Annotated in this window: 24 protein-coding genes; 7 read left to right on the forward strand and 17 right to left on the reverse strand. The window is 45.7% G+C overall.

The window, feature by feature from the left end; genetic code table 11:
• Positions 1-4 precede the first annotated feature (4 nt).
• Positions 5-952, forward strand: a complete 948-nt coding sequence (locus ACUM5Y_RS02065; RefSeq protein WP_445975184.1) for a LysR family transcriptional regulator — start codon at positions 5-7, stop codon at positions 950-952.
• A gap of 53 nt (positions 953-1,005) precedes the next feature.
• Here ACUM5Y_RS02065 and grxD read toward each other — a convergent pair whose 3' ends face one another.
• Positions 1,006-1,335 carry a Grx4 family monothiol glutaredoxin gene (gene grxD / locus ACUM5Y_RS02070; protein ID WP_445975185.1) on the reverse strand — a complete coding sequence of 110 codons (330 nt, stop codon included), beginning with the start codon at positions 1,333-1,335 and terminating at the stop codon, positions 1,006-1,008.
• Between the two features lie 227 nt (positions 1,336-1,562).
• Here grxD and argF point away from each other — a divergent pair, with 227 nt between their 5' ends.
• Positions 1,563-2,468, forward strand: coding sequence for an ornithine carbamoyltransferase (gene argF / locus ACUM5Y_RS02075; RefSeq protein WP_445975186.1), 906 nt, complete (start codon positions 1,563-1,565; stop codon positions 2,466-2,468).
• 88 nt (positions 2,469-2,556) lie between these two features.
• Entirely contained in the window at positions 2,557-3,483 is a 927-nt protein-coding gene (locus ACUM5Y_RS02080; RefSeq protein WP_445975187.1) for a LysR family transcriptional regulator, read from the forward strand.
• Positions 3,484-3,509: 26 nt separating this feature from the next.
• On the opposite strand, the gene ACUM5Y_RS02085 is transcribed toward ACUM5Y_RS02080, so the two are convergent.
• The 6 genes from ACUM5Y_RS02085 to ACUM5Y_RS02110 all read right to left on the reverse strand — a co-directional run bounded on the left by ACUM5Y_RS02085 (position 3,510) and on the right by ACUM5Y_RS02110 (position 8,855).
• Positions 3,510-5,021: an ATP-binding protein gene (locus tag ACUM5Y_RS02085; RefSeq protein ID WP_445975188.1), complete on the reverse strand. Its 1,512-nt coding sequence runs from the start codon at positions 5,019-5,021 to the stop codon at positions 3,510-3,512.
• Positions 5,022-5,026: 5 nt separating this feature from the next.
• Positions 5,027-5,746, reverse strand: coding sequence for a response regulator (locus ACUM5Y_RS02090; RefSeq protein WP_445975189.1), 720 nt, complete (start codon positions 5,744-5,746; stop codon positions 5,027-5,029).
• A 48-nt stretch (positions 5,747-5,794) separates the two neighbouring features.
• Positions 5,795-6,250: a DUF1499 domain-containing protein gene (locus ACUM5Y_RS02095; RefSeq protein WP_445975190.1), complete on the reverse strand. Its 456-nt coding sequence runs from the start codon at positions 6,248-6,250 to the stop codon at positions 5,795-5,797.
• A 41-nt stretch (positions 6,251-6,291) separates the two neighbouring features.
• Entirely contained in the window at positions 6,292-7,194 is a 903-nt protein-coding gene (rluB, locus tag ACUM5Y_RS02100; protein WP_445975191.1) for a 23S rRNA pseudouridine(2605) synthase RluB, read from the reverse strand.
• 104 nt (positions 7,195-7,298) lie between these two features.
• Complete coding sequence (locus ACUM5Y_RS02105; protein WP_445975192.1) at positions 7,299-7,919, reverse strand: L-threonylcarbamoyladenylate synthase; 621 nt, start codon at positions 7,917-7,919, stop codon at positions 7,299-7,301.
• Positions 7,920-8,003: 84 nt separating this feature from the next.
• Positions 8,004-8,855 (reverse strand): PHP domain-containing protein, encoded by an 852-nt coding sequence (locus ACUM5Y_RS02110; protein WP_445975193.1) that lies wholly within the window; start codon positions 8,853-8,855, stop codon positions 8,004-8,006.
• Positions 8,856-8,966: 111 nt separating this feature from the next.
• On the opposite strand from ACUM5Y_RS02110, the gene ACUM5Y_RS02115 reads away from it, so the two are divergent.
• Entirely contained in the window at positions 8,967-9,269 is a 303-nt protein-coding gene (locus tag ACUM5Y_RS02115; RefSeq protein WP_445975194.1) for a YciI family protein, read from the forward strand.
• Positions 9,270-9,316: 47 nt separating this feature from the next.
• On the opposite strand, the gene ACUM5Y_RS02120 is transcribed toward ACUM5Y_RS02115, so the two are convergent.
• Positions 9,317-9,598 carry an Rdx family protein gene (locus ACUM5Y_RS02120; RefSeq protein ID WP_445975195.1) on the reverse strand — a complete coding sequence of 94 codons (282 nt, stop codon included), beginning with the start codon at positions 9,596-9,598 and terminating at the stop codon, positions 9,317-9,319.
• Between the two features lie 91 nt (positions 9,599-9,689).
• On the opposite strand from ACUM5Y_RS02120, the gene ACUM5Y_RS02125 reads away from it, so the two are divergent.
• Both ACUM5Y_RS02125 and mnmC read left to right on the forward strand, forming a co-directional pair.
• Positions 9,690-10,241 carry a peptidylprolyl isomerase gene (locus tag ACUM5Y_RS02125; RefSeq protein ID WP_445975196.1) on the forward strand — a complete coding sequence of 184 codons (552 nt, stop codon included), beginning with the start codon at positions 9,690-9,692 and terminating at the stop codon, positions 10,239-10,241.
• Positions 10,231-12,240 (forward strand): bifunctional tRNA (5-methylaminomethyl-2-thiouridine)(34)-methyltransferase MnmC2/FAD-dependent 5-carboxymethylaminomethyl-2-thiouridine(34) oxidoreductase MnmC1, encoded by a 2,010-nt coding sequence (gene mnmC / locus ACUM5Y_RS02130; RefSeq protein WP_445975197.1) that lies wholly within the window; start codon positions 10,231-10,233, stop codon positions 12,238-12,240. Before ACUM5Y_RS02125 ends, mnmC begins: the two co-directional genes overlap by 11 nt.
• A 78-nt stretch (positions 12,241-12,318) precedes the next feature.
• On the opposite strand, the gene ACUM5Y_RS02135 is transcribed toward mnmC, so the two are convergent.
• Positions 12,319-12,648 carry a hypothetical protein gene (locus ACUM5Y_RS02135; protein ID WP_445975198.1) on the reverse strand — a complete coding sequence of 110 codons (330 nt, stop codon included), beginning with the start codon at positions 12,646-12,648 and terminating at the stop codon, positions 12,319-12,321.
• Between the two features lie 105 nt (positions 12,649-12,753).
• Between ACUM5Y_RS02135 and cysE the strand changes: the two genes are divergently transcribed.
• Positions 12,754-13,584 (forward strand): serine O-acetyltransferase, encoded by an 831-nt coding sequence (gene cysE, locus ACUM5Y_RS02140; RefSeq protein ID WP_445975199.1) that lies wholly within the window; start codon positions 12,754-12,756, stop codon positions 13,582-13,584.
• Between the two features lie 84 nt (positions 13,585-13,668).
• Here cysE and ACUM5Y_RS02145 read toward each other — a convergent pair whose 3' ends face one another.
• The 8 genes from ACUM5Y_RS02145 to ACUM5Y_RS02180 form a co-directional block, all read right to left on the reverse strand.
• Complete coding sequence (locus ACUM5Y_RS02145; RefSeq protein ID WP_445975200.1) at positions 13,669-14,115, reverse strand: DUF302 domain-containing protein; 447 nt, start codon at positions 14,113-14,115, stop codon at positions 13,669-13,671.
• A 74-nt stretch (positions 14,116-14,189) separates the two neighbouring features.
• The gene (locus tag ACUM5Y_RS02150; RefSeq protein WP_445975201.1) at positions 14,190-14,432 is read right to left on the reverse strand and encodes a YheU family protein; all 243 of its coding nucleotides are present in this window, start codon (positions 14,430-14,432) and stop codon (positions 14,190-14,192) included.
• A complete protein-coding gene (gene ligA / locus ACUM5Y_RS02155; RefSeq protein ID WP_445975202.1) occupies positions 14,433-16,469 on the reverse strand; it encodes an NAD-dependent DNA ligase LigA in 2,037 nt (678 codons plus the stop codon).
• Positions 16,470-16,546: 77 nt separating this feature from the next.
• Complete coding sequence (gene zipA / locus ACUM5Y_RS02160; RefSeq protein ID WP_445975203.1) at positions 16,547-17,599, reverse strand: cell division protein ZipA; 1,053 nt, start codon at positions 17,597-17,599, stop codon at positions 16,547-16,549.
• A 64-nt stretch (positions 17,600-17,663) separates the two neighbouring features.
• A complete protein-coding gene (locus tag ACUM5Y_RS02165) occupies positions 17,664-18,845 on the reverse strand; it encodes a tetratricopeptide repeat protein (RefSeq protein WP_445975204.1) in 1,182 nt (393 codons plus the stop codon).
• Positions 18,842-19,261: a cytochrome c-type biogenesis protein gene (locus tag ACUM5Y_RS02170; RefSeq protein ID WP_445975205.1), complete on the reverse strand. Its 420-nt coding sequence runs from the start codon at positions 19,259-19,261 to the stop codon at positions 18,842-18,844. Before ACUM5Y_RS02170 ends, ACUM5Y_RS02165 begins: the two co-directional genes overlap by 4 nt.
• A complete protein-coding gene (locus ACUM5Y_RS02175) occupies positions 19,254-19,766 on the reverse strand; it encodes a DsbE family thiol:disulfide interchange protein (RefSeq protein ID WP_445975206.1) in 513 nt (170 codons plus the stop codon). The genes ACUM5Y_RS02170 and ACUM5Y_RS02175 overlap by 8 nt, the downstream gene beginning before the upstream one ends.
• Positions 19,759-21,708 (reverse strand): heme lyase CcmF/NrfE family subunit, encoded by a 1,950-nt coding sequence (locus ACUM5Y_RS02180; protein ID WP_445975207.1) that lies wholly within the window; start codon positions 21,706-21,708, stop codon positions 19,759-19,761. Before ACUM5Y_RS02180 ends, ACUM5Y_RS02175 begins: the two co-directional genes overlap by 8 nt.
• Positions 21,709-21,750 lie beyond the last annotated feature (42 nt).

Below are 21,750 nucleotides of genomic sequence, written 5' to 3' on the forward strand. Positions count from 1 at the left end.
CTTTATGAATATTAATAAGATTGACCTCAATCTACTCATATACTTAGACGTGCTGCTTAGGGAATGTAATGTTACCCGCTCTGCCAATAAGCTAAACATTACCCAACCCGCTATGAGTAATGGCTTAAAGCGCTTACGGGACCTACTCAGTGACCCTCTATTGGTTCGCACCAGTGAAGGCATGAAACCGACCGAGAAAGCCCTACGATTACAGCCCATTGTTCGTAAAGTCTTGCTGGAACTAGAAGAGGCCTTGCAACCCGAAGCCGACTTCAATGAGAAAACCAGTACCCGAGTGTTTCGCATCATGGCGAGCGATTACGCCACTTCCACTGTCATTCCTAGCTTACTAAACCGCTTGCGTGAACACGCCCCGGGGGTAACGCTGGATATTATGACCCCAAGTGATGTGACCTTTCACGATGTGGAAGCGGGGAAAATTGATATGGCCATCAACCGCTTTGAAGAACTCCCCCAGTCTTTTCATCAAAAAAATGTTTGGCTAGACACTTTTGTCTGTGTGATGAGTTCAAAAAACCCTCTTAGAAATAATTTAGACTTAGACGCTTACTTGCGCTCCCAACATATCTGGGTGAGTAAAACAGGCTTTGGTATTGGCGTGGGCATGGACCCCACCGATGTGCAAAAGCTTGGCTGGGTTGATGAGTCCCTACAGGCACTGGGAAAAACTCGCAGCATTCGGGTGTTTACTCGCAGTTATCACACCGCTATGCACTTATCTTTAGAGCAGGATTTGATTGCCACCTTGCCAAGAAAAGTCGCCATGGTGAATCGTAACAATCCAGACCTAGTGATTGTCGAGCCTCCCTTCCATATCCCAGAAATAGAACTCAAAATGATCTGGAGCCCACTCCTGCACCACGATGCCAGCCACATTTGGTTTCGTAAACAGGTCATTCAAGTGGCGAATGAGTTACAGGCAAAAAGCTAAAAAAAACGCGCATCAACCTTGGCTGATGCGCGTTTTAGAAAGCTTAAGCTTGCTTATTCTTCTTCAGAACCTGCCGCTTCTTTAATCAAGGTCTGTAGTTCGCCATTGTTGGCCATTTCAACAATAATGTCACAACCACCTACTAGCTCACCTTTTACCCATAACTGCGGGAAAGTTGGCCAGTTAGCGAATTTTGGCAGCTCAGCACGGATATCTGGATTGTCCAAAATGTTAACAAACGCAAAGCGCTCACCGCATGACATCAAAGCTTGTACCGCTTGAGAAGAGAACCCACACTGAGGTGCGCGAGGGTTGCCTTTCATGTACAACAAAATGTCATTACTGCTGATTTGTTCTTTGATCGTATCGATAGTAGTGCTCATGTAAAATCCTCACTATAGTGGGTGTCTGTTGCCCAAGACTTAAGCCTAGCTGGGCAAGCGATAGAATATTTTGTAAGTTGCATCAGATTATGGGGCTTAGCAATAGATTTACAACCCTGATTTTTCCATATGCGACGAATTTCTTCTTTAATCCCCCCTTTACTCCCTTGGCCTAGTATATTAAATTGGTCGATTCCCTTTTCAAAAGTTAATTTAAGGAGCTATCGGTGTCACCAAGACATTTTCTTACTCTCAAAGATCTTTCCTCAGACGAGTTCAAACAACTTATTTCACGCGCCACTGAGCTGAAGAAAATCCACCGAGAAGGCACCCGATTTGAGCCCTTAAAAAATCGTGTACTCGCTATGATTTTTGAAAAATCCTCGACCCGTACACGAGTATCCTTTGAAGCTGGTATGGCACAATTTGGTGGTCACGCATTGTTTCTTTCCCCACGGGACACCCAACTAGGCCGTGGTGAGCCAATCGAAGACAGTGCACGTGTAATTTCCAGCATGGTGGACGCGGTGATGATTCGTACTTTTGACCACGCGACGGTAGAAACCTTTGCTAAGTATTCTTCCGTGCCTGTGATCAACGCTCTAACCGATGACTTCCACCCTTGCCAGCTGTTAGCAGACATGCAGACTTACCACGAGCACCGTGGCTCAATAGCAGGTAAAAAAGTGGTTTGGGTTGGCGATGGTAACAACATGTGTCATTCCTACATTAACGCTGCGGCATTATTGGACTTCCAACTTGTTGTGGCCTGCCCTGTCGGTTATGAGCCCAATGCAGAATTACTCAAAGCGCACCAAGACCGTGTCACCATGGTACACAGTGCAACCGAAGCCGCAGTTGGCGCAGATTTGATTGTCACAGACGTGTTTGCGTCCATGGGGCAAGAAGATGAGCAAGAACAACGCATGAAAGACTTTGAAGGCTTCCAAGTAAATCGCCAGCTGATGGACAAAGCCAACGACGACGCTTTGTTTATGCACTGTCTACCAGCTCACCGTGGTGAAGAAGTGTCCACTGAAGTGATGGATGATCCAGATTCTGTCGTGTGGGATGAAGCAGAAAACCGTTTGCACGCTCAAAAAGCCTTGCTTGAGTTTTTGCTAACGAAATAAGGTATAATTCAAAAAGCCCGTAAGATGTTCTGTTACGGGCTTTTTTGTTGATTCTATATTGAAGGAAACTCTCGTAAAGTGAATCATTATGAGTATTATTGAAGTTCGCCACCTAAAGACCCTAACCGCCCTAAGAGAGACTGGCAGCTTAGTGGAAGCTGCAGAACGTGTACATCTCACGCAATCTGCCCTTTCCCACCAACTCAAAGATTTAGAAGAGAAACTGGGCTGCCCTTTATTCATCCGTAAAACCAAGCCAGTACGCTTTACCAGTGCAGGGTTACGCTTATTGCAATTAGCTGATGATGTATTATTGTCATTTCGCTCCGCACAGAGAGACATTCAACGCTTTGCCGAAGGCGAAAGTGGCCGCTTACACATCGCCATCGAGTGTCACAGTTGTTATGAGTGGTTGATGCCGACCATAGACCATTTCCGTGAGCACTGGCCAGATGTAGAACTCGACCTATCGACGGCGTTTAACTTCATGCCCCTACCGGCCCTTGCACGGGGTGATTTAGACCTTGTGGTGACTTCCGATCCGCAGGATTTGCCTAACATTGAATACATTCCCCTGTTCCAATACGAGTCTCAAGTGGCTTTGTCTCGCCATCATCCGCTGGCGAAAAAAGAGTTTCTAACACCAGAAGATTTTGCCAATGAAACCTTGATCACCTACCCAGTAGAAACCGAACGCTTGGATATTTTTAAGCACTTTCTGACCCCGGCTGGAGTGTCACCTGCTAAAATACGCCATAGCGAATTAACCTTAATGATGATGCAACTGATTGCCAGTGGTCGAGGGGTAAGCTGTTTGCCAAATTGGGCGCTGACGGAATACACCAATCGCCAATATGTCATCACTAAGTCACTGGGGGAAGAAGGGGTTTGGTGTAAGCTCTACTTAGCCATTCGCAAAGATCAGCGCAATAACGCCTACATGGACGACCTGATTAACACAGCGTCGAAAACCTGCTTTAAGAATCTGAAAGGGATTTTAGCGGCGGATTTATAAACCGCAGCTAAAACCTTATAACAGCATCAAGACACAGAGTTTTGATGCTGCTTACGGGACCAAATCAGACTAAATTTGGCACCGCCAGACTCACTTTCATCAATTAGCACGGCGCCACCATGCCAAAAAGCAATTCGTTGAACAATCGCTAAGCCTAATCCATAACCTCCCGAAGCACGGGTACGACTGTTATCTAAACGATGGAAGGGGATAAATACCTTATCTCTGTCTTCAAACGGAATACCTGGGCCATCATCTTCAATATCCAGTTGCCAGCGCTCTTCATCTAAGGTGAAGCTGATGGAGATTTTGCTGGAAGCGTATTTGGACGCGTTCAAAATAAGATTTTGCAGGGCTCGTCGCAAATGGTGTTCATCGGCATTGACGTTCACATCTTCAGGAACGTTAACTTCCAGTGTAAGGTGTTGGAGCAAGGTTTTATTATGCGCCAGAATCTCTTCCACTATGTGGTAGATACTGACACTGGCAAAATGCAGGGCCAAAGAACCGTCTTCAAGCTTACCGTACGTAAGCACCTCATCCACGAGTGTATTAAGCTCTTCGACGTCACCTTCTAAACCATCTATGGTGGTGACAGCAGCTTCATCTACATCGTCTTTCAACACTTCCAGCCCAAATCTCAGGCGAGCGATGGGTGTGCGCAACTCATGAGAAATGGCGTTTATCATCTCTCGCTGCACTTTCAATAAGCGCTGTATATGGGAGGACATAGAGTCAAACGAATAGGCCAGCTCTTTCAACGTACCACTGCTGTCAGCCACTTCTTCCGTTACCGCACTGCGACCACGGGCAATTTCTCGAGTAATGCTTTCAAAACTTTGGCGTTTTCGATCCAAGACCAAAAGCTCGCGCCAAATCACCAACAACATGGCAAGCAAAGCAATCACTACCACGAACACAACCATGTATTTAAAAGAGATACCGGGGTGATAGATCTCCACAGAAACTAGATGACTTACCCCTTCAGATGACCAAATGAAGGCTCCCTCACCCGCTGATGCTCCGCTGGATAATGTGGCATTCATGACACCATCGGGCGTTTGTGTTTCCAACAAACTCACCGTCACGCAAGGTATCTTACTTAGTAAATCCAGTTTCTGGGCATAGCTCAGCTCGCTAGAGTTAAGTAACTTAAGCAACAGGGACTCAAGATAGAGAATGCTTTTAACACTGTTAAGCTCCCCTTCTACTAGGGGGGCCTCTTTAGGACCAACAATCGAGCGGTAGCTATTTTCTAGATGGGCAATTAGCTGATGCGTGTGGATATTTTGCATGGCCTGAGCCACAGATGGCTCGGAGGTATGAAGAGTCCAACTAAATTGTGATAAATGGGCGTCAAATTCGATACCCGATAACAACATAGTTGAGCTAACGTGTGCATCTACACACAATAACTGTTCGACACGAATGGTATTGATTCGCCGCTCGAACAGCATCATAGCGATGTAACAACAAATTGCTATGATGCCGCCGGTGATTATTAAGTGGCGATACAAGCGCCAAATTTCCACTCGCATAAAGACTATATCTCTTTAACGAATAGGTAACCTTTGCTACGAATCGTTTTTATACGGCGAGGATGAATTGGGTCATCACCGATTTTTGAGCGAATACGAGAAATACGAACATCAACCGAGCGATCTTGACCGTCATATTCAATGCCACGTAACTCACCAAAAATTTCTTCTCGACTCATTGTACGGCCGGCATTGCTAGACAATAACCACAGCAAATCAAATTCAGCACTGGTCAGTTCGACTTCTTCGTCCAATAACCAAGCTTCACGGCGAGAACTGTCGATCGTCAAGTTACCAAAGGTTAGGTTTGGCTCATCTTTACTATTGCCAGCGCTCACTTCTACGTCTTGATTACTGCGGCGCAATAGAGACTGCACACGAGCAAGTAAAACTCTAGGTTTAGCAGGTTTGGCCACATAATCATCCGCACCAATCTCTAGACCTAAAATCTGATCTACATCATCGCTTCTGGCTGTTAACATCAAGATAGGGCCTTGATAGTCATTACGTACATTGCGACATACGGTAAAGCCATCCGCACCTGGCAGCATCAGATCCAGAATAACCAAAGAAGGTTTTTCTGCAATGATGCGGGTAATTGCTTTACGACCATCAGCTTCGATATCCACTGTATAGCCATTTTTTTGTAAATATTCTTGAGTCAATGAAGCAAGACGCTCATCGTCTTCTACGATCAAAATTGACTGTTTTTCATCCAAATTCATTAGACTTCCTTAATCATCTATCTGGGTCTAAAATCATCGCCAGCAGTATTATTGCGTTAGAAAGGCCCTAACCTGCTCTACTCTTTCTCGGTTTACACCTACATCTGAGTAGCCCACCCTAGAAGCTGAACGAACATGAATAACACTGTCTGCTTCAGGTAAATAAAACTCTACATCATCTATGTAACCAATGTATTTACTTTTTATTTCCAGGTGAACATACCCCAAAGTGCTGCTCACAATACGAGCGTTACCTTGGTTTAACAAAAAGGATTCAAGGGATAATTGCACATCTTTACGATTATCTCGATAGATAATCGACTCAACATAGTGCACATCATCACTTCTTTCTGCCTGACTCGACACACAGTTAGGTGAAGTAGGACAAGCTTTTAACAGACCGTCGGTGACGCCTAAATCATTGGGTTGCTCGTTGTAGTAGTGAACATAAACAAAAAAACCCACCACTAAAAGCGCAATGAAAAAGGCTATTCCTCTAACCATGTGAATACTTCTCCTAACTTATCAAATACCTAGACTAACAATTAACGGAACGATCTTTTGCCCGGTTTCTTAGGTTTAAACTCTTGTTTATCATTACTCTGCCAGTCAAACCCTTTAGGGCGACGAGCACCAGCACCACCCGCAGATGTTTTGTTCTTAGAACGCTTCACTTCCAGCTTTTGCTGCTGTGTTTTTGGTTTAATGGCAGCAACTTTCAAATCCACCATGGTACATAGGGAATTTACTTCAGACTCTTCCATTTCTACCCAGCGTCCAACTTTTGCTTTAGACGGTAGGAATACAGGACCAAATCGAACACGTTTCAAGCGGTTTACTTTTACCCCTTGAGATTCCCACAAACGGCGTACTTCACGGTTACGGCCTTCCATTAGACACACATAGAACCAACGGTTAATACCTTCGCCGCCGCCATCAACAATGTCGGTAAACTTGGCAAGGCCGTCATCCATCATGACGCCTTTTTTAAGGGCTGTGGTGTGCTCTTCGGTCACTTCACCCATGACGCGCACAAGATATTCTCTATCAATTTCTGTGGATGGGTGCATTAAGCGATTGGCTAACTCACCGTCTGTTGTGAAAAGTAACAGACCTGAGGTATTAATATCCAATCGGCCTACTGCTATCCAGCGTTCGCCGCGTAACTTAGGCAATCGGTCAAACACAGTAGGACGACCTTCTGGGTCTTTACGAGTACATACCTCGCCCTCTGGTTTGTTATAAATGATCACTCGGCGGCCTTCGCCGGCTTCTGTTACCTTCACAGGGTAACCGTCCAACTGGATTTCATCCGTTAAACTTACGCGATCACCTAGGGTGGCCACCTCACCGTTGACCAATACACGGCCTTCACGGATACGGGTTTCCATTTCACGACGGGAACCTTGACCCGCTCGCGCTAAAACTTTTTGTAACTTCTCGTCCATTACAACCTCTTCGGGGAATGCTTCTCAGCAACCTATTTTAAATATCTATAAAGGGGACATTATATGCGCTCAAGGCCGCCCTTAATACCAGAATATTGCCCATTTCATGTAAATGGTGAGATATCTCCAGCCCCTTCACGCAGCACTTCTATATTATCCGCTTCCATTTTTATCACTGTGGTGGGTTCAATGCCACAGTAGCCACCGTCTATCACTAAATCTAGGGCGTGTTCTAGGGTGTCACGAATATCATAAGGGTCCGTCATGGTGTCGCTTTCCCCTGGAAGAATCAGCGAAACACTCATAATTGGCTCACCCAATTCCTCTAATAACGCCGACACAATGCGATTATTTGGAATACGAATGCCGATGGTTTTCCGCTTCGGGTGCATGAGGCGTCTCGGCACCTCAGAAGTGGCGCTAAAAATAAAGGTGTAAGGCCCTGGTGTATTGTTTTTAAGCAATCGATAAAGGCGGTTATCAAAGCGTGCGTAAGTAGAGATTTCCGACAAATCTCGACACACCAAGGTGAAGTTATGTTTGTCGTCTAAGCGACGAATAGCACGGATGCGTTCTAGGGCACTTTTATCCCCTAAATGACAACCTAATGAATATCCACAATCCGTTGGGTAGGCAATCACACCGCCTTGGCGAATCACCTCAGCGGCCTGTTTAATGAGGCGCGTTTGAGGGTTTTCTGGGTGTATTTGAAAAAACTGGCTCACGAAAGGTCTCTCCTGATAAGCAATCTGCTGATCATAACGTATAAAGCTTTATTAGTACGCAAATTACATGCCGATCTGGGAGAACTAATGCCAATCTTGCCATACCAGTTGCACACTGGTTTCATGAATCTGGGTATATTTCCCCACCTGCATCCAAGGGCCAAAGGGGCCGTGGTAGTCACTTCCTACGGAGGCTTTTAAGCCAAATTCTACGGACAACCGCTCCAACAAGCGCACATGATCAGGTCGCTCATTACCTGAGGCCACTTCCATCCCATTGCCGCCCCATTGCTTGAAATCCGCCAGCAAGCGCTTTAGCTTAGTGACGGTTAATGGATAACGTTTAGGGTGCGCCAACACCAGAGCCATATTTTGATCCGCTAAAGCGGTTAATACCGTCTCAAGCTCAGGCCAAACATCTCGTAGTTTGCCCAGATGTTTATTGCCTAAGTATCGGTCAAAGGCTTTATTAGCATCTTTCACAAAGCCTTTCTCGACCAATAAACTGGCGAAATGGGGGCGACCTATCTGGCTCTTACCAGCGAGCTCAACCGCTTCATCGAATAAATCAGGTAACCCTTTTTTGATGAGTAAATCCGCAATGCTGCGCGCTCTATCCAATCGCACCTGCTGATTGTTGGCCACTAGCTGCTGCAATGCCTGATTATCAAGGTCAAAATCCAGCGCTACCATGTGCAAGGGAATGCCTTTCCACTGGGTGGATAGCTCCACGCCATTAATAAAAGACAAGCCTTTCTGTTGCGCCCTTTGTCTTGCCTCTTCTAACCCAGCAATCGAGTCATGGTCTGTCAGAGAAAAAAGACTAACTTGTTGTTCTACCGCCAAATCTATTAATTCAGTAGGGGTTAAACGGCCATCCGAACAGACGGAATGTGAATGTAAATCGACTTTTCGGTAACGCTCGGTTTCAGGCATAAAGTAGGCTGTTCTTTAAGAGGATTGGTGGTTATCATTATCTCAGCATACATAAATTAGTTTTTATATGAAAATACTATTCGATTTTCTACCCGTGAATAAGGAATAAGCATGCTGTACTCCATTGTTGGACAAGATATCAAAGATAGCCTTAGCGCCCGCCTAGGTGCTCGCCCTGAGCATTTAGCACGATTACAAAGCCTACAAGACCAAGGCCGTTTAGTACTGGCAGGACCAAACCCAGCGATCGATTCGGACAACCCTGGGGAAGCGGGCTTTACTGGCAGCGTAGTGGTCGCAGAGTTTGCCAGCCTAGAAGAAGCACAGGCTTGGGCGGACGCAGACCCTTATGTTAGCGCTGGAGTCTACGCGTCGGTTGAGGTGAAACCTTTTAAACAAGTTTTCCCTAACTAATGAGACTTAATGCCCTCCTCCGCCTTTAGCTTAAGAGGGCTTAATCTTTAAGCTTTTACGTCCGAATGACCAAGATCACGCTCAGGATCAATAACATCTCGCATACGTTGTTTCAAAACTTTCGCCTCGGGAAAACCTTCCTCTTTCTTACGACACCAGATTTCTTCACCATTGACTCGCACCTTAAAAATGCCCCCTTGGGTCGGCAATAGCGTGACACTTTTAATGTCATCATCGAAGGTGGTAAGTAATTCTTGAGACAGCCACGCAGCGCGTAACATCCAACGACATAGGGTACAATATTCGATTTCTACTTGAGCGGTTCGCACTGGGAATTTCTCCGGTAAATATTTAAAACGACTTGGCAGTCCATAAGTCAGCCAATACTATTAGTAAATTGATTTAACTAGGAAGTCTATTATGCGCAAATTTTTAATCACATGCTCTGCTCTCTTGGCACTAAGTGGATTCGCCCAAGCCACAGAGGTCAATATCACCACCAATAAAGGCGACATTCGTGTCGAATTGTATGACGAAGTTGTGCCAAATACCGTTGCTAACTTCTTGCGCTACGTGGACGAAGGTTTTTATGAAGGCACGATTTTCCACCGAGTGATTCGTGGATTCATGATTCAAGGAGGTGGCTTTGATAGCAACCTAGGCCGTAAGGATGTTCATCAGCCTATCGCCTATGAAGGCTACAATAGCCCAGCGAACAATCGCGGTACGCTTGCTATGGCTCGCACCCAGGCCCCAGACAGCGCCACTTCACAATTCTTTATAAACCATGTGGATAATCCTTTCCTTAATCACGGTGCACGTGGCGGCGCAGGTTACACGACCTTTGGACACGTTATCAGCGGTCTAGACGTGGTTGATAGTATTGCAGGAGTGGCCGTAAGTAACGTTGGCCCTTATCAAAATGTCCCTAGTGAACCTGTGGTTATCGAGAGCATTACGCGTGTTAACTAGTTATTCCCTATCAGCCCCAGCATTAAGCTGGGGCGAAGACGGTGCCCCCCATTCCAGTCAATTTGACGATGTGTACTTTGACAAGGAGTCTGGATTAGAAGAAACCCGTTATGTTTTTTTGCAGCACAATCAGCTTTATCAACGCTGGCAGAAACTTACCCAAGCGAACTTTGTGATTGCTGAAACAGGCTTTGGTACCGGGCTTAATTTTCTCTGTGCTTGGCAAGCCTTTGAGGCACAAAGCCCAGGGGATAAAACCCTGCATTTTATCTCTGTGGAAAAATACCCCTTAAGCAAAGCGGCTTTAACTAAAGCCTTGGCCATGTGGCCTTCCCTTCAAGCATACAGTGACGCTTTGATCCAAGCCTACCCAGAAGTTTGTCACGGCTTTCATCGTATTGAACTCGCCGAAGGTCGCATCCAACTGACCCTTTGGTTTGGGGAAGCCGCCACTGGTTTTGAGCAATTAAACGCCAATGTGGATGCGTGGTTTTTAGATGGTTTTGCCCCCAGTAAAAACCCCGAAATGTGGTCGGATTTATTGTTTCAGCACATAAGACGCCTAAGCCATAAGGGAACCAGTTTCGCCACCTTCACCGCTGCCGGCATTGTGCGCAGAGGCTTACAAAGCGTAGGTTTTGATGTTCGCAAAGTAAAAGCCTTTGGTATTAAGCGAGAAATGGCCATAGGTGAGTTAAACCATGACGATCAGCCTACCACCAAACGCATGGCGCAAGGACAAGCTTGGTTTAATGTTCGCCATAACGAGGAACTCACGACCCCAAGAGTACTGGTCGTGGGCTCAGGTTTAGCTGGGGCCAATACGGCCTACGCACTCGCTCAGCGTGGTTTTAAGGTCAGTGTTTGGGAGAAAGCCAGCAGCATAGCAGATGCAGCATCTGGCAACCCTCAGGGGATGCTTTACCCTAAGCTAGCTTCTCAAGACACGCCAATCAATCGCTTTTATCTCAGTGCTTATTTGTACGCCAGCCGCTTGTACAATCAGTTAAGTAAAGAGGATGGGCAAGCATTTTGGCAACAATGTGGTTTAGTACAGATTCCTAAAAACTCGCAAGAAGCCGATAAGTTTGAAAAGCTGATTCAAACCAAGCTCTACCCGGAAAACATACTTAAAAAATACCCTGAGCGTCCGGGCAGTTTATTGTTGCCTTTATCCGGCTGGGTAAAACCTAAGGATTTATGCGAACGATTACTGGCCCACGAAAACATTAGTCTTGTGCTTAACCGTGAGCTAACTGACCTTGAGAAAGTAACGGCTTGCACGGATTTATCCAAGCGTTGGCTGGCTCACTCAACTGAGCAGCAAGAGCACTTTTCTCATGTCATTCTGTGCACGGCTAACGATTCTAACCAGCTGAAATTTAGCCCTAATCTGCCCATCCACCCCATTCGTGGACAAGTTTCTTTCGTTGATTTTAATCGCGCAGACTTAAAAACACAGGCCACCAGTGTGGAAACGGCTCAAACGCTCGATAAGGTATTGTGTGAACTAGGCTATGCTTCACCTCTTCTAGATAACACCCTGCATTTTGGTGCGACCTACGATTTGCATGATCAAGATGAAGCGATACGTGAAGAAGGCCACCAGAGAAATCTGAAAATTTTGACCCGTATGCTACAAGTGGCTGAAGACAGTTTTGCCCTCGAAGATTGCCAAGGTCGAGTCTCGTTCCGTTGCGCTGTGAGTGATTATGCCCCCATAGTGGGCCCTAGCTTTCATCAGCATAAATTGGTGGAGAGCTATAAGCCTTTAACACGAAATGCCAAATGGCAAACGGATGATATATGCGAGCAAGATGAGGGGCTGTATTTAAACCTAGGACATGGCTCGAGAGGCTTAATTTCCACCCCATTGAGTGGGGTCTATCTGGCGGATTTAGTGGCAGGCACGCCATCACCACTAGAGCAAGAGATTACTTATAAATTGCACCCTGCCCGCTTTGTGATAAGACAATTAAAGCAAAACAAGGTGACTTAAATAGTTCATCAAGGACGATTAATGCACACTTTTATCGACAAAATATGAGTGTGCTGATCGTCCCACCAGACCAAGCTATTAAGCATCAAATAGGTCGGTTGTTTTAGGGATAAGCTCTGCCAAACTCTGGAATGATTCTGGGCGATAAACAATACTGTCTAGGTTTTCCAACAAAGATTGCAACCTAATTTTCAGTCTCGGCACACTTGGGTTAATCGCTTCATAGGGGTAGCTATGGTCTTGTAGACTCAGTTTGTGCAACTCATCCAGTTCATCCTGCAACATGGACTTCATGGAAAAGAAGCGATCTTTCTGATTGATATCATTGGTTTCCCAGTAAGCGTTTTCTAGGGCTGCTTTTAGTTCATAAAATACATTTAACGCTTCAGCCACGTTTTTTTGAGTCATAACATCTCCAAATATTGAGCAAAATTAACATTGCCCCTTGTATTGTTTGTTGTGATCCTTATAACCTACATTCTTAGACAAAAATCCACTGAGGTAAATAGTCTCTTGAGTCATCTAAAGAACCCTGTCACAGCCGCTAGTACATTATGGCAAAGTATCCAACAAGAAGCCCAGAAGCTTGCCCTAGATGAGCCTATCTTAGCAAGTTTTTTTAATACCACTATTTTACGCCATGATAGCCTCTGTTCTGCATTAAGTTTTTTACTGGCCAGTAAGCTCGACAGCATTTCCATTCCAGCTATGGTTCTACGCGAAGTTTTTGAAGAAGCCATGGCCGATGAAGCCTCTAATATTGTCAGTTTTATCGAGCAAGACATTGTGGCCATTAAAGATCGTGATGCGGCTTGCGAGACACTCACTACACCGTTACTTTTCTTTAAAGGCTTTCACGCCCTGCAAACTTATCGGGTAGCGAATTGGCTATGGAAAAATAACCGTAAGAGTCTCGCTCTGTACTTGCAAGGCCAGATGTCGATGGCCTTCAGTGTGGACATTCACCCAGCAGCCACCATAGGGGGTGGAGTCATGCTCGACCATGCGACTGGGCTTGTGGTGGGGGAAACCTGCGTTATTGAAGACAATGTTTCTATCCTACAATCCGTCACCCTAGGCGGTACAGGGAAAGAGCATGGAGATCGTCATCCTAAAATTCGCTCTGGCGTACTGATTGGTGCGGGAGCGAAGATCTTGGGCAATATTGAAGTGGGGGTTGGCGCTAAAGTGGGCGCAGGCAGTGTGGTTCTTGAAGCGGTTGAACATCACACGACCGTGGCAGGGGTTCCGGCTAAAGTCGTTGGCCACAACACTGAACAAGAACCTGCTTTGGTGATGGATCATAATATCAATCACTGCTTACGTGAATGCAGCGATACATAACTTTCATTAAAAGCAGAAAGTAGCCTTCATAAAAAAGAGAAAGCCATTAGGCTTTCTCTTTTTTTATCTCAGCTGTCCCTTACTTTATTGCACACTCGCCTTCGCGAGACCACTCAATACTTGTGATACCTTGTCGATCACTGGGTCACAGCCTTTAATATCATGACGCTGTTTTAAATACTGCGGGTCGTTGTAAGATAGCCACACCTGTTGGTTTTCATCTTGGCTAACCAATACTTTTTGCGGTAAATCAATGGCCATACTTTGGGCGCATTGCATTAATGGCGTACCCACTTTTGGGTTACCAAAAATAATCACTTGGGTCGGTCGAAGAGACAAGCCCGCTTGCTCAGCGTTTTTGCCATGATCAATACGGCCAAACACATTAAGGCCTTTAGATTCCGCTAAGCTTACAAACTTATCCGCCGTTTCCTGCACTGAGTATTGGCTTTTAATAGACAAAACACCCTCTGCTGCTTGGCTTGCAAAAGATGCACACAGCATGACACCAACCATACAACTTCTAAACATAATCCACTCCATTGCTCTTAGGTCACTCATGTGACGTTATTTATGATTATTTTGCATACCTTATAAAACATGTCTCAGCCTAAAAAGCTATCATAGGCCGCTAATTCACTTTTCGGGAGCAGTTTAATGGTTTCACTCTCCGTATCAAATAAGAGTACCGCGTCGCCCGCTTTCAAGCTATTTAAAGCTTGTTGGCACTTTTGCTGACTCGACAGTTCATAATCACCATAATCTGTGCCATCTCGCGTTACTATGTCCTCTAAGATGGTCATGAGAGTATCCGGATTAATGCTGTCGTAAGGGATTAGAGTATCCAATTAAATGGCTCCTAGTTCAGTGAGCATTGCAATAACGGCCTCTTCATCCATGATAGGAATATCCAAGCTTTGCGCTTTGGCCAGCTTTGACCCAGCTTTTTCGCCCGCCACCAAACAATCTGTTTTGGCGGACACCGAACCACTGACTTTCGCCCCTAGCTGCTGAAGCTTGTCTTTCACTTGATCACGACTAAAGCGACTGAGTGAACCTGTCACCACATAGGTTTTGCCCAACAAAGGCAGCTCACTTTCGGGTAGCTGTTGTTTTTTCGGCCACTCAACCCCTGCGCTTAACAAGCCTTGAATGGTGTCGATATTTTGAGTTTGTGCAAAGAAGTGACTGACATGTTGCGCCACCACAGGGCCCACATCATCCACTTCTATTAATGCTTCTGGGCTTGCTGTCAGTAACTCATCAAGCGCATCAAAATGCTTGGTTAAGGCTCGGGCAGTAGCCTCTCCTACCTCGCGAATGCCTAGGGCATAAACAAAGCGGTTGTACTGGGTGTGTTTCGCTTTATCGATTGAGGCCAATAACTTTTCAACAGACTTTTGCCCCATGCGCTCCATATTAAGCAAGCTGTCTTTGTTCTCATGCAGAGTGAAGATATCCACCGGGGTTTTCACTAAGCCTTGATCCACCAGTTGCTCAATCAGTTTATCCCCCAAGCCATCAATGTCTAAGGCTTTACGGGACACAAAGTGCTTAAGAGACTCTTTTAGTTGAGCGCCACACACTAGGCCTCCAGTACAACGAATGACGGCCTCCCCTTCCACTTGCTCTAAGTCTGACTGACACACAGGACAGGCATCAGGGAAACTCACCGCTTTGGCTTGCTCTGGGCGACGCTCAGTCAACACCTGAACAATTTGCGGAATCACGTCACCCGCACGACGCACAATAACCCAGTCGCCCACTTGGATACCAAGGCGAGCAATTTCATCTTTATTGTGCAAAGTGGCATTGGAAACCGTAACACCGCCAACAAAAACGGGTTTTAGACGGGCAACTGGAGTAATCGCGCCAGTTCGACCCACTTGGAAATCCACATCTTCTATTTGCGTCATTTCCTCTTGGGCTGGAAATTTTCGTGCAATAGCCCAACGGGGCGCACGAGCAATAAAGCCTAATTGGTTTTGTAGGGCAATTTGATCCACTTTATAGACAATGCCATCAATATCGTACGACAGACTGCCCCTTTGCTCATTGAGTTTGTCGTAATAGTCGATACAAGCTTGCGCTCCTTCCACCTGCATCATCAGATCGTTAATTCGAAACCCCCACTCGCCCAACTGTACCAGACCATCATAATGGCTCGCAGGCTGCTGCCAGCCTTCTGCGTAACCAATGGAGTAGGCACACATAACCAAAGGGCGCGCGGCGGTAATTTTAGGGTCTAGCTGACGCAAGCTACCTGCCGCCGCATTGCGCGGATTAACAAACATTTTTTCACCCTTCTCTAGGGCCAGTTTGTTAAGTTTTTCAAAGCCTTCTTTGGGCATATAAATTTCGCCACGCACCTCTACTACAGCAGGGGGATTTTCAGTGCGTAGTTTTAATGGCACAGAATGAATGGTTTTAATATTGGAGGTAATGTCTTCCCCCGATAAGCCATCGCCTCTCGTCACACCTCGCACCAAAACACCGTCTTCATAGCGCAAGCTAATGGCTGCCCCATCTAATTTCGGCTCACAGCAGTATTGCACTTTATCGGTATTTAAGAGCTTACGAATACGCTGGTCAAAATCTTCTAAAGCTGGGTTATCAAAGGCATTATCTAACGACAGCATGGGCACAGTATGAGCCACATTAGCAAAACCATTATCCGGTTTTTCACCCACCCGCTGAGTTGGAGAGTTAATTTGCAGCCATTCTGGATGCTGCTGTTCTATGGCTTGCAACTCAAGATAACAACGGTCGTACTCGGCATCAGGCACTTTTGGTTGATCTTTTACGTGATAGGCATAACTGTAGTCATTTAGCTGCTCAATTAACGCCAACATTTGCTGATATAACTTGTCTGTCTCTTGACTCATAAAACACTCAAACAGGGGTGGTAATAGTAGGTATAAACAATCAAGGCCCCGTAGGGCCCAGATTTAATAGAATTTTTTTATTTACGGCGGGTTAGCTTGCGGCGTTCAAAATCGCGTATTCTTTGACGACAATGGGCAATGGTTTGATCGCTCATTGGGCTGCGTCTTTCATCTCTTAGCTCGCCACCTAGATTTCTTACGATGGTTTGCGCCGTTTCCAACATGAAGTCAAAAGCCTTCATACTATTTTTCGGACCGGGCAAGCCCATAAAGAAGCTCACCCCAGGGCAGTCTTTTTCACCCATGGTATCCAGATCAAAAGTGCCTGGTTCAATCGCATTAGCCATACTAAACTGGACTCGACCACGGTCGAAGCCATCTTCATGACGATGGAAAATGTCCATGTCGCCATAACGCATGCCGCAGTTCAAGACCAATTGCAGCAGCTCCATGCCAGAAAAAGCCGCACCCTCTGGTGCAAAAATATTGATGACGATGACTTCTTCAATCTCCGCTTCATCCTCTTCTTCACGCTCGTCCTCTTCTTCAAGCAAAACACCTTGAGGTGTTACTTGGTCGATGTCTACCGAGGAATAGCTGCGTTCATAATCCATATCGGAATGAGAGGCTGTTGCAGTATTTTCTGTAGGCTCAACTTCGTCATAGTCATCGCCTAACTCAGCCTCAAAGTCATCAACGCTACTGTAGCCATCGTATTCGGTATCAGAATAGTCTTGGGAAGCCACATCGTTTGAGCCATAGTCACGCTCCGGCACAAGGGAAGCTAACTCATCAAGATGCATTTCTTCACCGCGATCTAGCGTCGGGCCAGCGTCAACCTTGTGAGGCATTTCTGTTAAAGGTGCGTTGGCTGTTTTGCGAGCATTTTCGAAAGCATTATTGGTAGGGCTGGTGGTTTCAGGCTTCGGATGCAGGGGTCTTGCGCCACCATTGGGTAGCTCACGTTTGAGAACCGCCTCTTTAATGAGCTCATCAGGGTCCACAAAATCATCATCAGGTTCTTGTGCTAGAGTCTGGCCTTTTTTATAACGGCGAAATCCATCAACCAAAATGACCAAGATAATGACAACGCCAATTAAGATTAGCCACTCACGCAAACTAAATTCCATTACATTTTCCGACTTACATCAATAAAGTTGCTGTTATTATCAAGCGAAGCGGCTTAGGTTTCAATTATAAGCCGAGCTTGATTACAAAAATCTGCTTACTATTGGGTTTTACATGGCTTTTTATACCAATTATTTGACCCTTTGTGAGATCTTTTTCATTTAAATTCGATAATTTCACCATCAAATCAACATTTTCTACATCCGCTAAAGACACCGTTGGCATTAATGCGTCGAGATTGGTTAATAAAATCGGTTTGTCTGCCTCGGACGCCATTACCCTTTGTATGGCAATGGGCATTTTCTCCCCTTTCGCCAAGGCATAGACCAACAATACATCCTGTTCATGCCACTGAATTTCTTGAGGGTCCCAGTCTAGATTCACCAACAGGCTATCAGTAATAATAGCCGGGGCGGTCTGGTAGCTAATTCCCCCTAACTCCCGAGCGGTTTTAATCCCTGAAAGCAAAGCCAACCTTTCCATAGAGTTAGCGTTATAGCGAATGGCTTCTTGCCAAGCGAGCACCGCCGCTAGGTAATTTTTTTGGTCGAACTCTATAACACCTTTTAGGCCTAGAACCATGGCTTGAGTAGGCTCTTGTTGGAGGATGTCTTCAACAATTTTTTCCAGCTTTGGACTGGTTTGATTTTCTTGTGCGTAAAAGATCGCTTGAGCATATTCGGCCATTAAGGTGATACGACCCTCATCATTGGCAGGCAGTTTCTTTAGAGCTTGCTCAAACGCCGTTACCGCCAATGGGTAGTCTTCCGTGCTCATGAAATCTGTGGCTTCGTAGTACCAATCTGCCGCACGATCATAACGACGACTACGATATTGGATAAAGTCTCGCACCGCTTCAGGGGTTAGACGGTTAGCTTCAAGCTGCTGATGAAAAACAACCTCTTTGCTATAACCTAGATGCTGGTACATGACAGTGCTGCCCAGCACGATAAACACTAATGCCGTTAACCAGATCGCCAGTAAAGTCTTTGGCTTTGCGGCCTTGGGTCGGCTTTTTAACTGAGTTTTTAGACCGTTCTCATATTCAAGGTCTAGCAATAATCGCTCACGCTCTTCTTGACTCAAGCGCCCGCGCTGCTCTTCCTCAAGAATACTGTCTTGAATGGCACGCTCATGCTGTGTCTGTGGATCAATTTGGGCCTCATTGCTGGCTTTGGATAACACCTTCAGCAAATAACCGACACTCACGAAAATCAGTAAGGCCATGAGAACATAAGCAATGATCATGTATCGCTTCTCCCTTGACGACTACGACTGCGTCTTATGACCCAAAAGAACGCAATACCACCGATGAGTAACAAGATAAAAGGGCCGTACCATAAGGCATAGGTGGTTAGGTTATTAACAGGGCGATACAAAACAAACTCCCCATAACGAGCCACCATGTAGTCAACGATTTCCTGATCCGTTTTATCCCCCTCAATCATCTGATAAACCTGATGACGAAGGTCCACCGCAATGCCTGAGGTTGAATCCGCAAGATTTTGATTTAGACATTTAGGACAACGTAACTCTTCAATCAAATGCTGGTAGCGAGTTTCATGCAAACTTGAACGAAAACTAAGCCAATCTTCCGCCTCAGCTTTAAGCTGGGAAGCAAAAAAAGCACAACAGATTAATACCAAACACAGCCCTTTATTCATTTAAGTACCGCTTAATTTCTTGCCAATTTGAAGCGTTAATCACCCCTTGATGACGATAAGTAATCATACCTTGGTCATTGACGATGAAACTTTCTGGGGCACCTGTTACACCAAGATCCAAGCCAAAATTACCCAATTCATCCATTAGCACCCGCTGATAAGGGTTTTGTTTTTCCTCTAGCCATTGCTTAGCGGCAACCGCTTCATCTTTATAATCAATGCCAATAATGGTGACGCCCTGTTTGGCCAATTCCACTAAGAAAGGGTGTTCAATATGACAAGCTGGGCACCATGTACCCCAAAAATTAATAATATAAGATGACTTGGGTAAGTCCGCCTTGTGGATCAATTCATCCGAGTAAAGATCCACTAGAGTGAACTCTGGAACAGTTTTTCCTATTAAGGCTGAAGGTACATACTGACTGTTTTTATCCAACTGAACGTAAAAAACTGAGCCTAGCCCTATAAAGATTAGCAAGGGGATAAAACGTAATACTCTAGCCATGATGATCACCTCCTTTAGCAAGGCGATAGCGCTTATCGATCGCGGCTAAAAAGCCCCCTAGCATCATCATGAGTCCACCCAACCAAATCCAACGTACAAAGGATTTAACATAAATACGCATCCCCCACACATTGTCTTCCAATTTCTCTCCAAGAGACACATAAAGGTCCCGTGTAAAGCCTGGGTCCAAAGCAGCTTCCGTCATGACTTGCTGACGAGTACTAAAAAAACGTTTTTCAGGGTGCATCACAGCAACTTCTTGACCATTTTTATAGACAGAAACTTGTGCTCTTTCCGATAGATAGTTGGCCCCTTGAATTTGCGCTAAGCCATCAAAACGAAACTCGTAACCTGCAAGACTTGTTGTATCTCCCACACTAAAACGCACCACGGATTGTTGGCTGTTAAGGCTGACCATGATGATACCAAACAAGCTTACCGCCATGCCCAAATGAGCAATCAACATAGCGTAATAACTGGCGGGCAAATGCCGAGCACGATAGATAATACCTCTATGACCAGCTGTTACTTTTTGCAACCAGTCTTTAGCACTTAAGAGTGTTACCCAAAACACCACTGAGACACTGATGCCACCTAACCAAGAGAAGTCATAGAAGTAGCTCATCCCTACCGCCAGAATCAGGGAGATAATTCCAGCCACCACCATAGATTTAAGCAGCAATTTCGGCTGAGTCTTATGCCATTTGGATAAAGGGCCGATCGCCATAAATACCATTAGCAACAAGGCAATGGGGGTAAATACAGTATTAAAATACGGCGCTCCAACAGAAATCCGGCCTAGGTCTAAGGCGTCAAACGCTAGCGGATATACGGTGCCTAAAAGCACGGTTAAGGTTAATACCGTTAGCAGGATATTATTCAATAGCAACCAAGCCTCTCGACCGGAGAAACCAAAAGCTACTTGTGAGCGAACTTGACTCGCCCGAGCCGCATAGAGCACCAGACTTGAACCAATAAACAGCACCAGCAAGACGAGAATAAAAGTGCCTCGGCTTGGGTCTGCCGCAAAGGCATGAACTGACGTTAAAATTCCCGATCGGACTAGAAAAGTGCCCAATAGGGATAAGCTAAAGGTAAAAATAGCTAACAGCAGGGTCCAGCTTTTAAAGACGCCGCGCTTTTCTGTCACGGCTAAGGAATGCAACAGTGCCGTACCTGCCAACCAAGGCATGAATGAAGCGTTTTCCACTGGGTCCCAAAACCACCAACCTCCCCAGCCAAGTTCGTAGTATGCCCACCAGCTTCCCAGCACTATACCAAGGGTGAGAAAAGCCCAAGCACTGCTTGTCCAGGGTCGAACCCAGCGAGCCCATTGAGCATGTAAATGCCCCGTGATTAGAGCCCCTATGGCAAACGCAAAGGCAACAGAAAAACCCACATAGCCCATATACAGCATGGGTGGATGAACAATCAGGCCAAAGTCTTGCAATAAAGGGTTTAAATCACTGCCATCCAATGGGCTATCGGGCAAAATTCGCGTAAAGGGAGATGAGGTAAAGATCAAGAAGCATAAAAAACCAGAGCTGATCATGCCCAGCACCGCCAGTACAACGGCGCCCATTTCTGTCGGCAAGGACTTTAACCTTAATGCAACAGCACAACTCCAAGCCGATAACACCATCACCCATAGCAATAAGGAGCCTTCATGGCCACCCCATAAGGCACTGAATTTATAAGCCATTGGCAGCTGACTGTTGGAGTTTAAACTGACGTATAAAACCGAAAAATCATCGGTCAAAAAGGCCCAAGCAAGAATACCAAAGCTTAGCGTCACCAAGCCGCCCACAATGAGGGTTAAAGGACGGGCACTGGCTTGTAATACCTCTTGCTTTAGGTAATAACCTAGCATGGGCAAGATCGCCAAACTCAGGCTAAAAAACAATGCCAGTATTAAAGAGAAAAAACCTATTTCCGGTATCATGAGTTGCCTAATGAATTAAATATGGTCACTTTGAGACCTTTT

Source organism: Marinomonas dokdonensis (genome assembly GCF_052747885.1).

Coding starts and splice junctions, on each gene's coding strand:
- ACUM5Y_RS02165 (WP_445975204.1), bottom strand. CDS start 18,845: ATGATCATTGCTTATGTTCTCATGGCCTTACTGATTTTCGTGAGTGTC.
- ACUM5Y_RS02180 (WP_445975207.1), bottom strand. CDS start 21,708: ATGATACCGGAAATAGGTTTTTTCTCTTTAATACTGGCATTGTTTTTT.
- ACUM5Y_RS02125 (WP_445975196.1), top strand. CDS start 9,690: ATGCGCAAATTTTTAATCACATGCTCTGCTCTCTTGGCACTAAGTGGA.
- ACUM5Y_RS02170 (WP_445975205.1), bottom strand. CDS start 19,261: ATGAATAAAGGGCTGTGTTTGGTATTAATCTGTTGTGCTTTTTTTGCT.
- ACUM5Y_RS02090 (WP_445975189.1), bottom strand. CDS start 5,746: ATGAATTTGGATGAAAAACAGTCAATTTTGATCGTAGAAGACGATGAG.
- ACUM5Y_RS02065 (WP_445975184.1), top strand. CDS start 5: ATGAATATTAATAAGATTGACCTCAATCTACTCATATACTTAGACGTG.
- ligA (WP_445975202.1), bottom strand. CDS start 16,469: ATGAGTCAAGAGACAGACAAGTTATATCAGCAAATGTTGGCGTTAATT.
- ACUM5Y_RS02145 (WP_445975200.1), bottom strand. CDS start 14,115: ATGTTTAGAAGTTGTATGGTTGGTGTCATGCTGTGTGCATCTTTTGCA.
- ACUM5Y_RS02110 (WP_445975193.1), bottom strand. CDS start 8,855: ATGCCTGAAACCGAGCGTTACCGAAAAGTCGATTTACATTCACATTCC.
- zipA (WP_445975203.1), bottom strand. CDS start 17,599: ATGGAATTTAGTTTGCGTGAGTGGCTAATCTTAATTGGCGTTGTCATT.
- ACUM5Y_RS02080 (WP_445975187.1), top strand. CDS start 2,557: ATGAGTATTATTGAAGTTCGCCACCTAAAGACCCTAACCGCCCTAAGA.
- ACUM5Y_RS02115 (WP_445975194.1), top strand. CDS start 8,967: ATGCTGTACTCCATTGTTGGACAAGATATCAAAGATAGCCTTAGCGCC.
- grxD (WP_445975185.1), bottom strand. CDS start 1,335: ATGAGCACTACTATCGATACGATCAAAGAACAAATCAGCAGTAATGAC.
- ACUM5Y_RS02095 (WP_445975190.1), bottom strand. CDS start 6,250: ATGGTTAGAGGAATAGCCTTTTTCATTGCGCTTTTAGTGGTGGGTTTT.
- ACUM5Y_RS02135 (WP_445975198.1), bottom strand. CDS start 12,648: ATGACTCAAAAAAACGTGGCTGAAGCGTTAAATGTATTTTATGAACTA.
- ACUM5Y_RS02175 (WP_445975206.1), bottom strand. CDS start 19,766: ATGGCTAGAGTATTACGTTTTATCCCCTTGCTAATCTTTATAGGGCTA.
- rluB (WP_445975191.1), bottom strand. CDS start 7,194: ATGGACGAGAAGTTACAAAAAGTTTTAGCGCGAGCGGGTCAAGGTTCC.
- ACUM5Y_RS02085 (WP_445975188.1), bottom strand. CDS start 5,021: ATGCGAGTGGAAATTTGGCGCTTGTATCGCCACTTAATAATCACCGGC.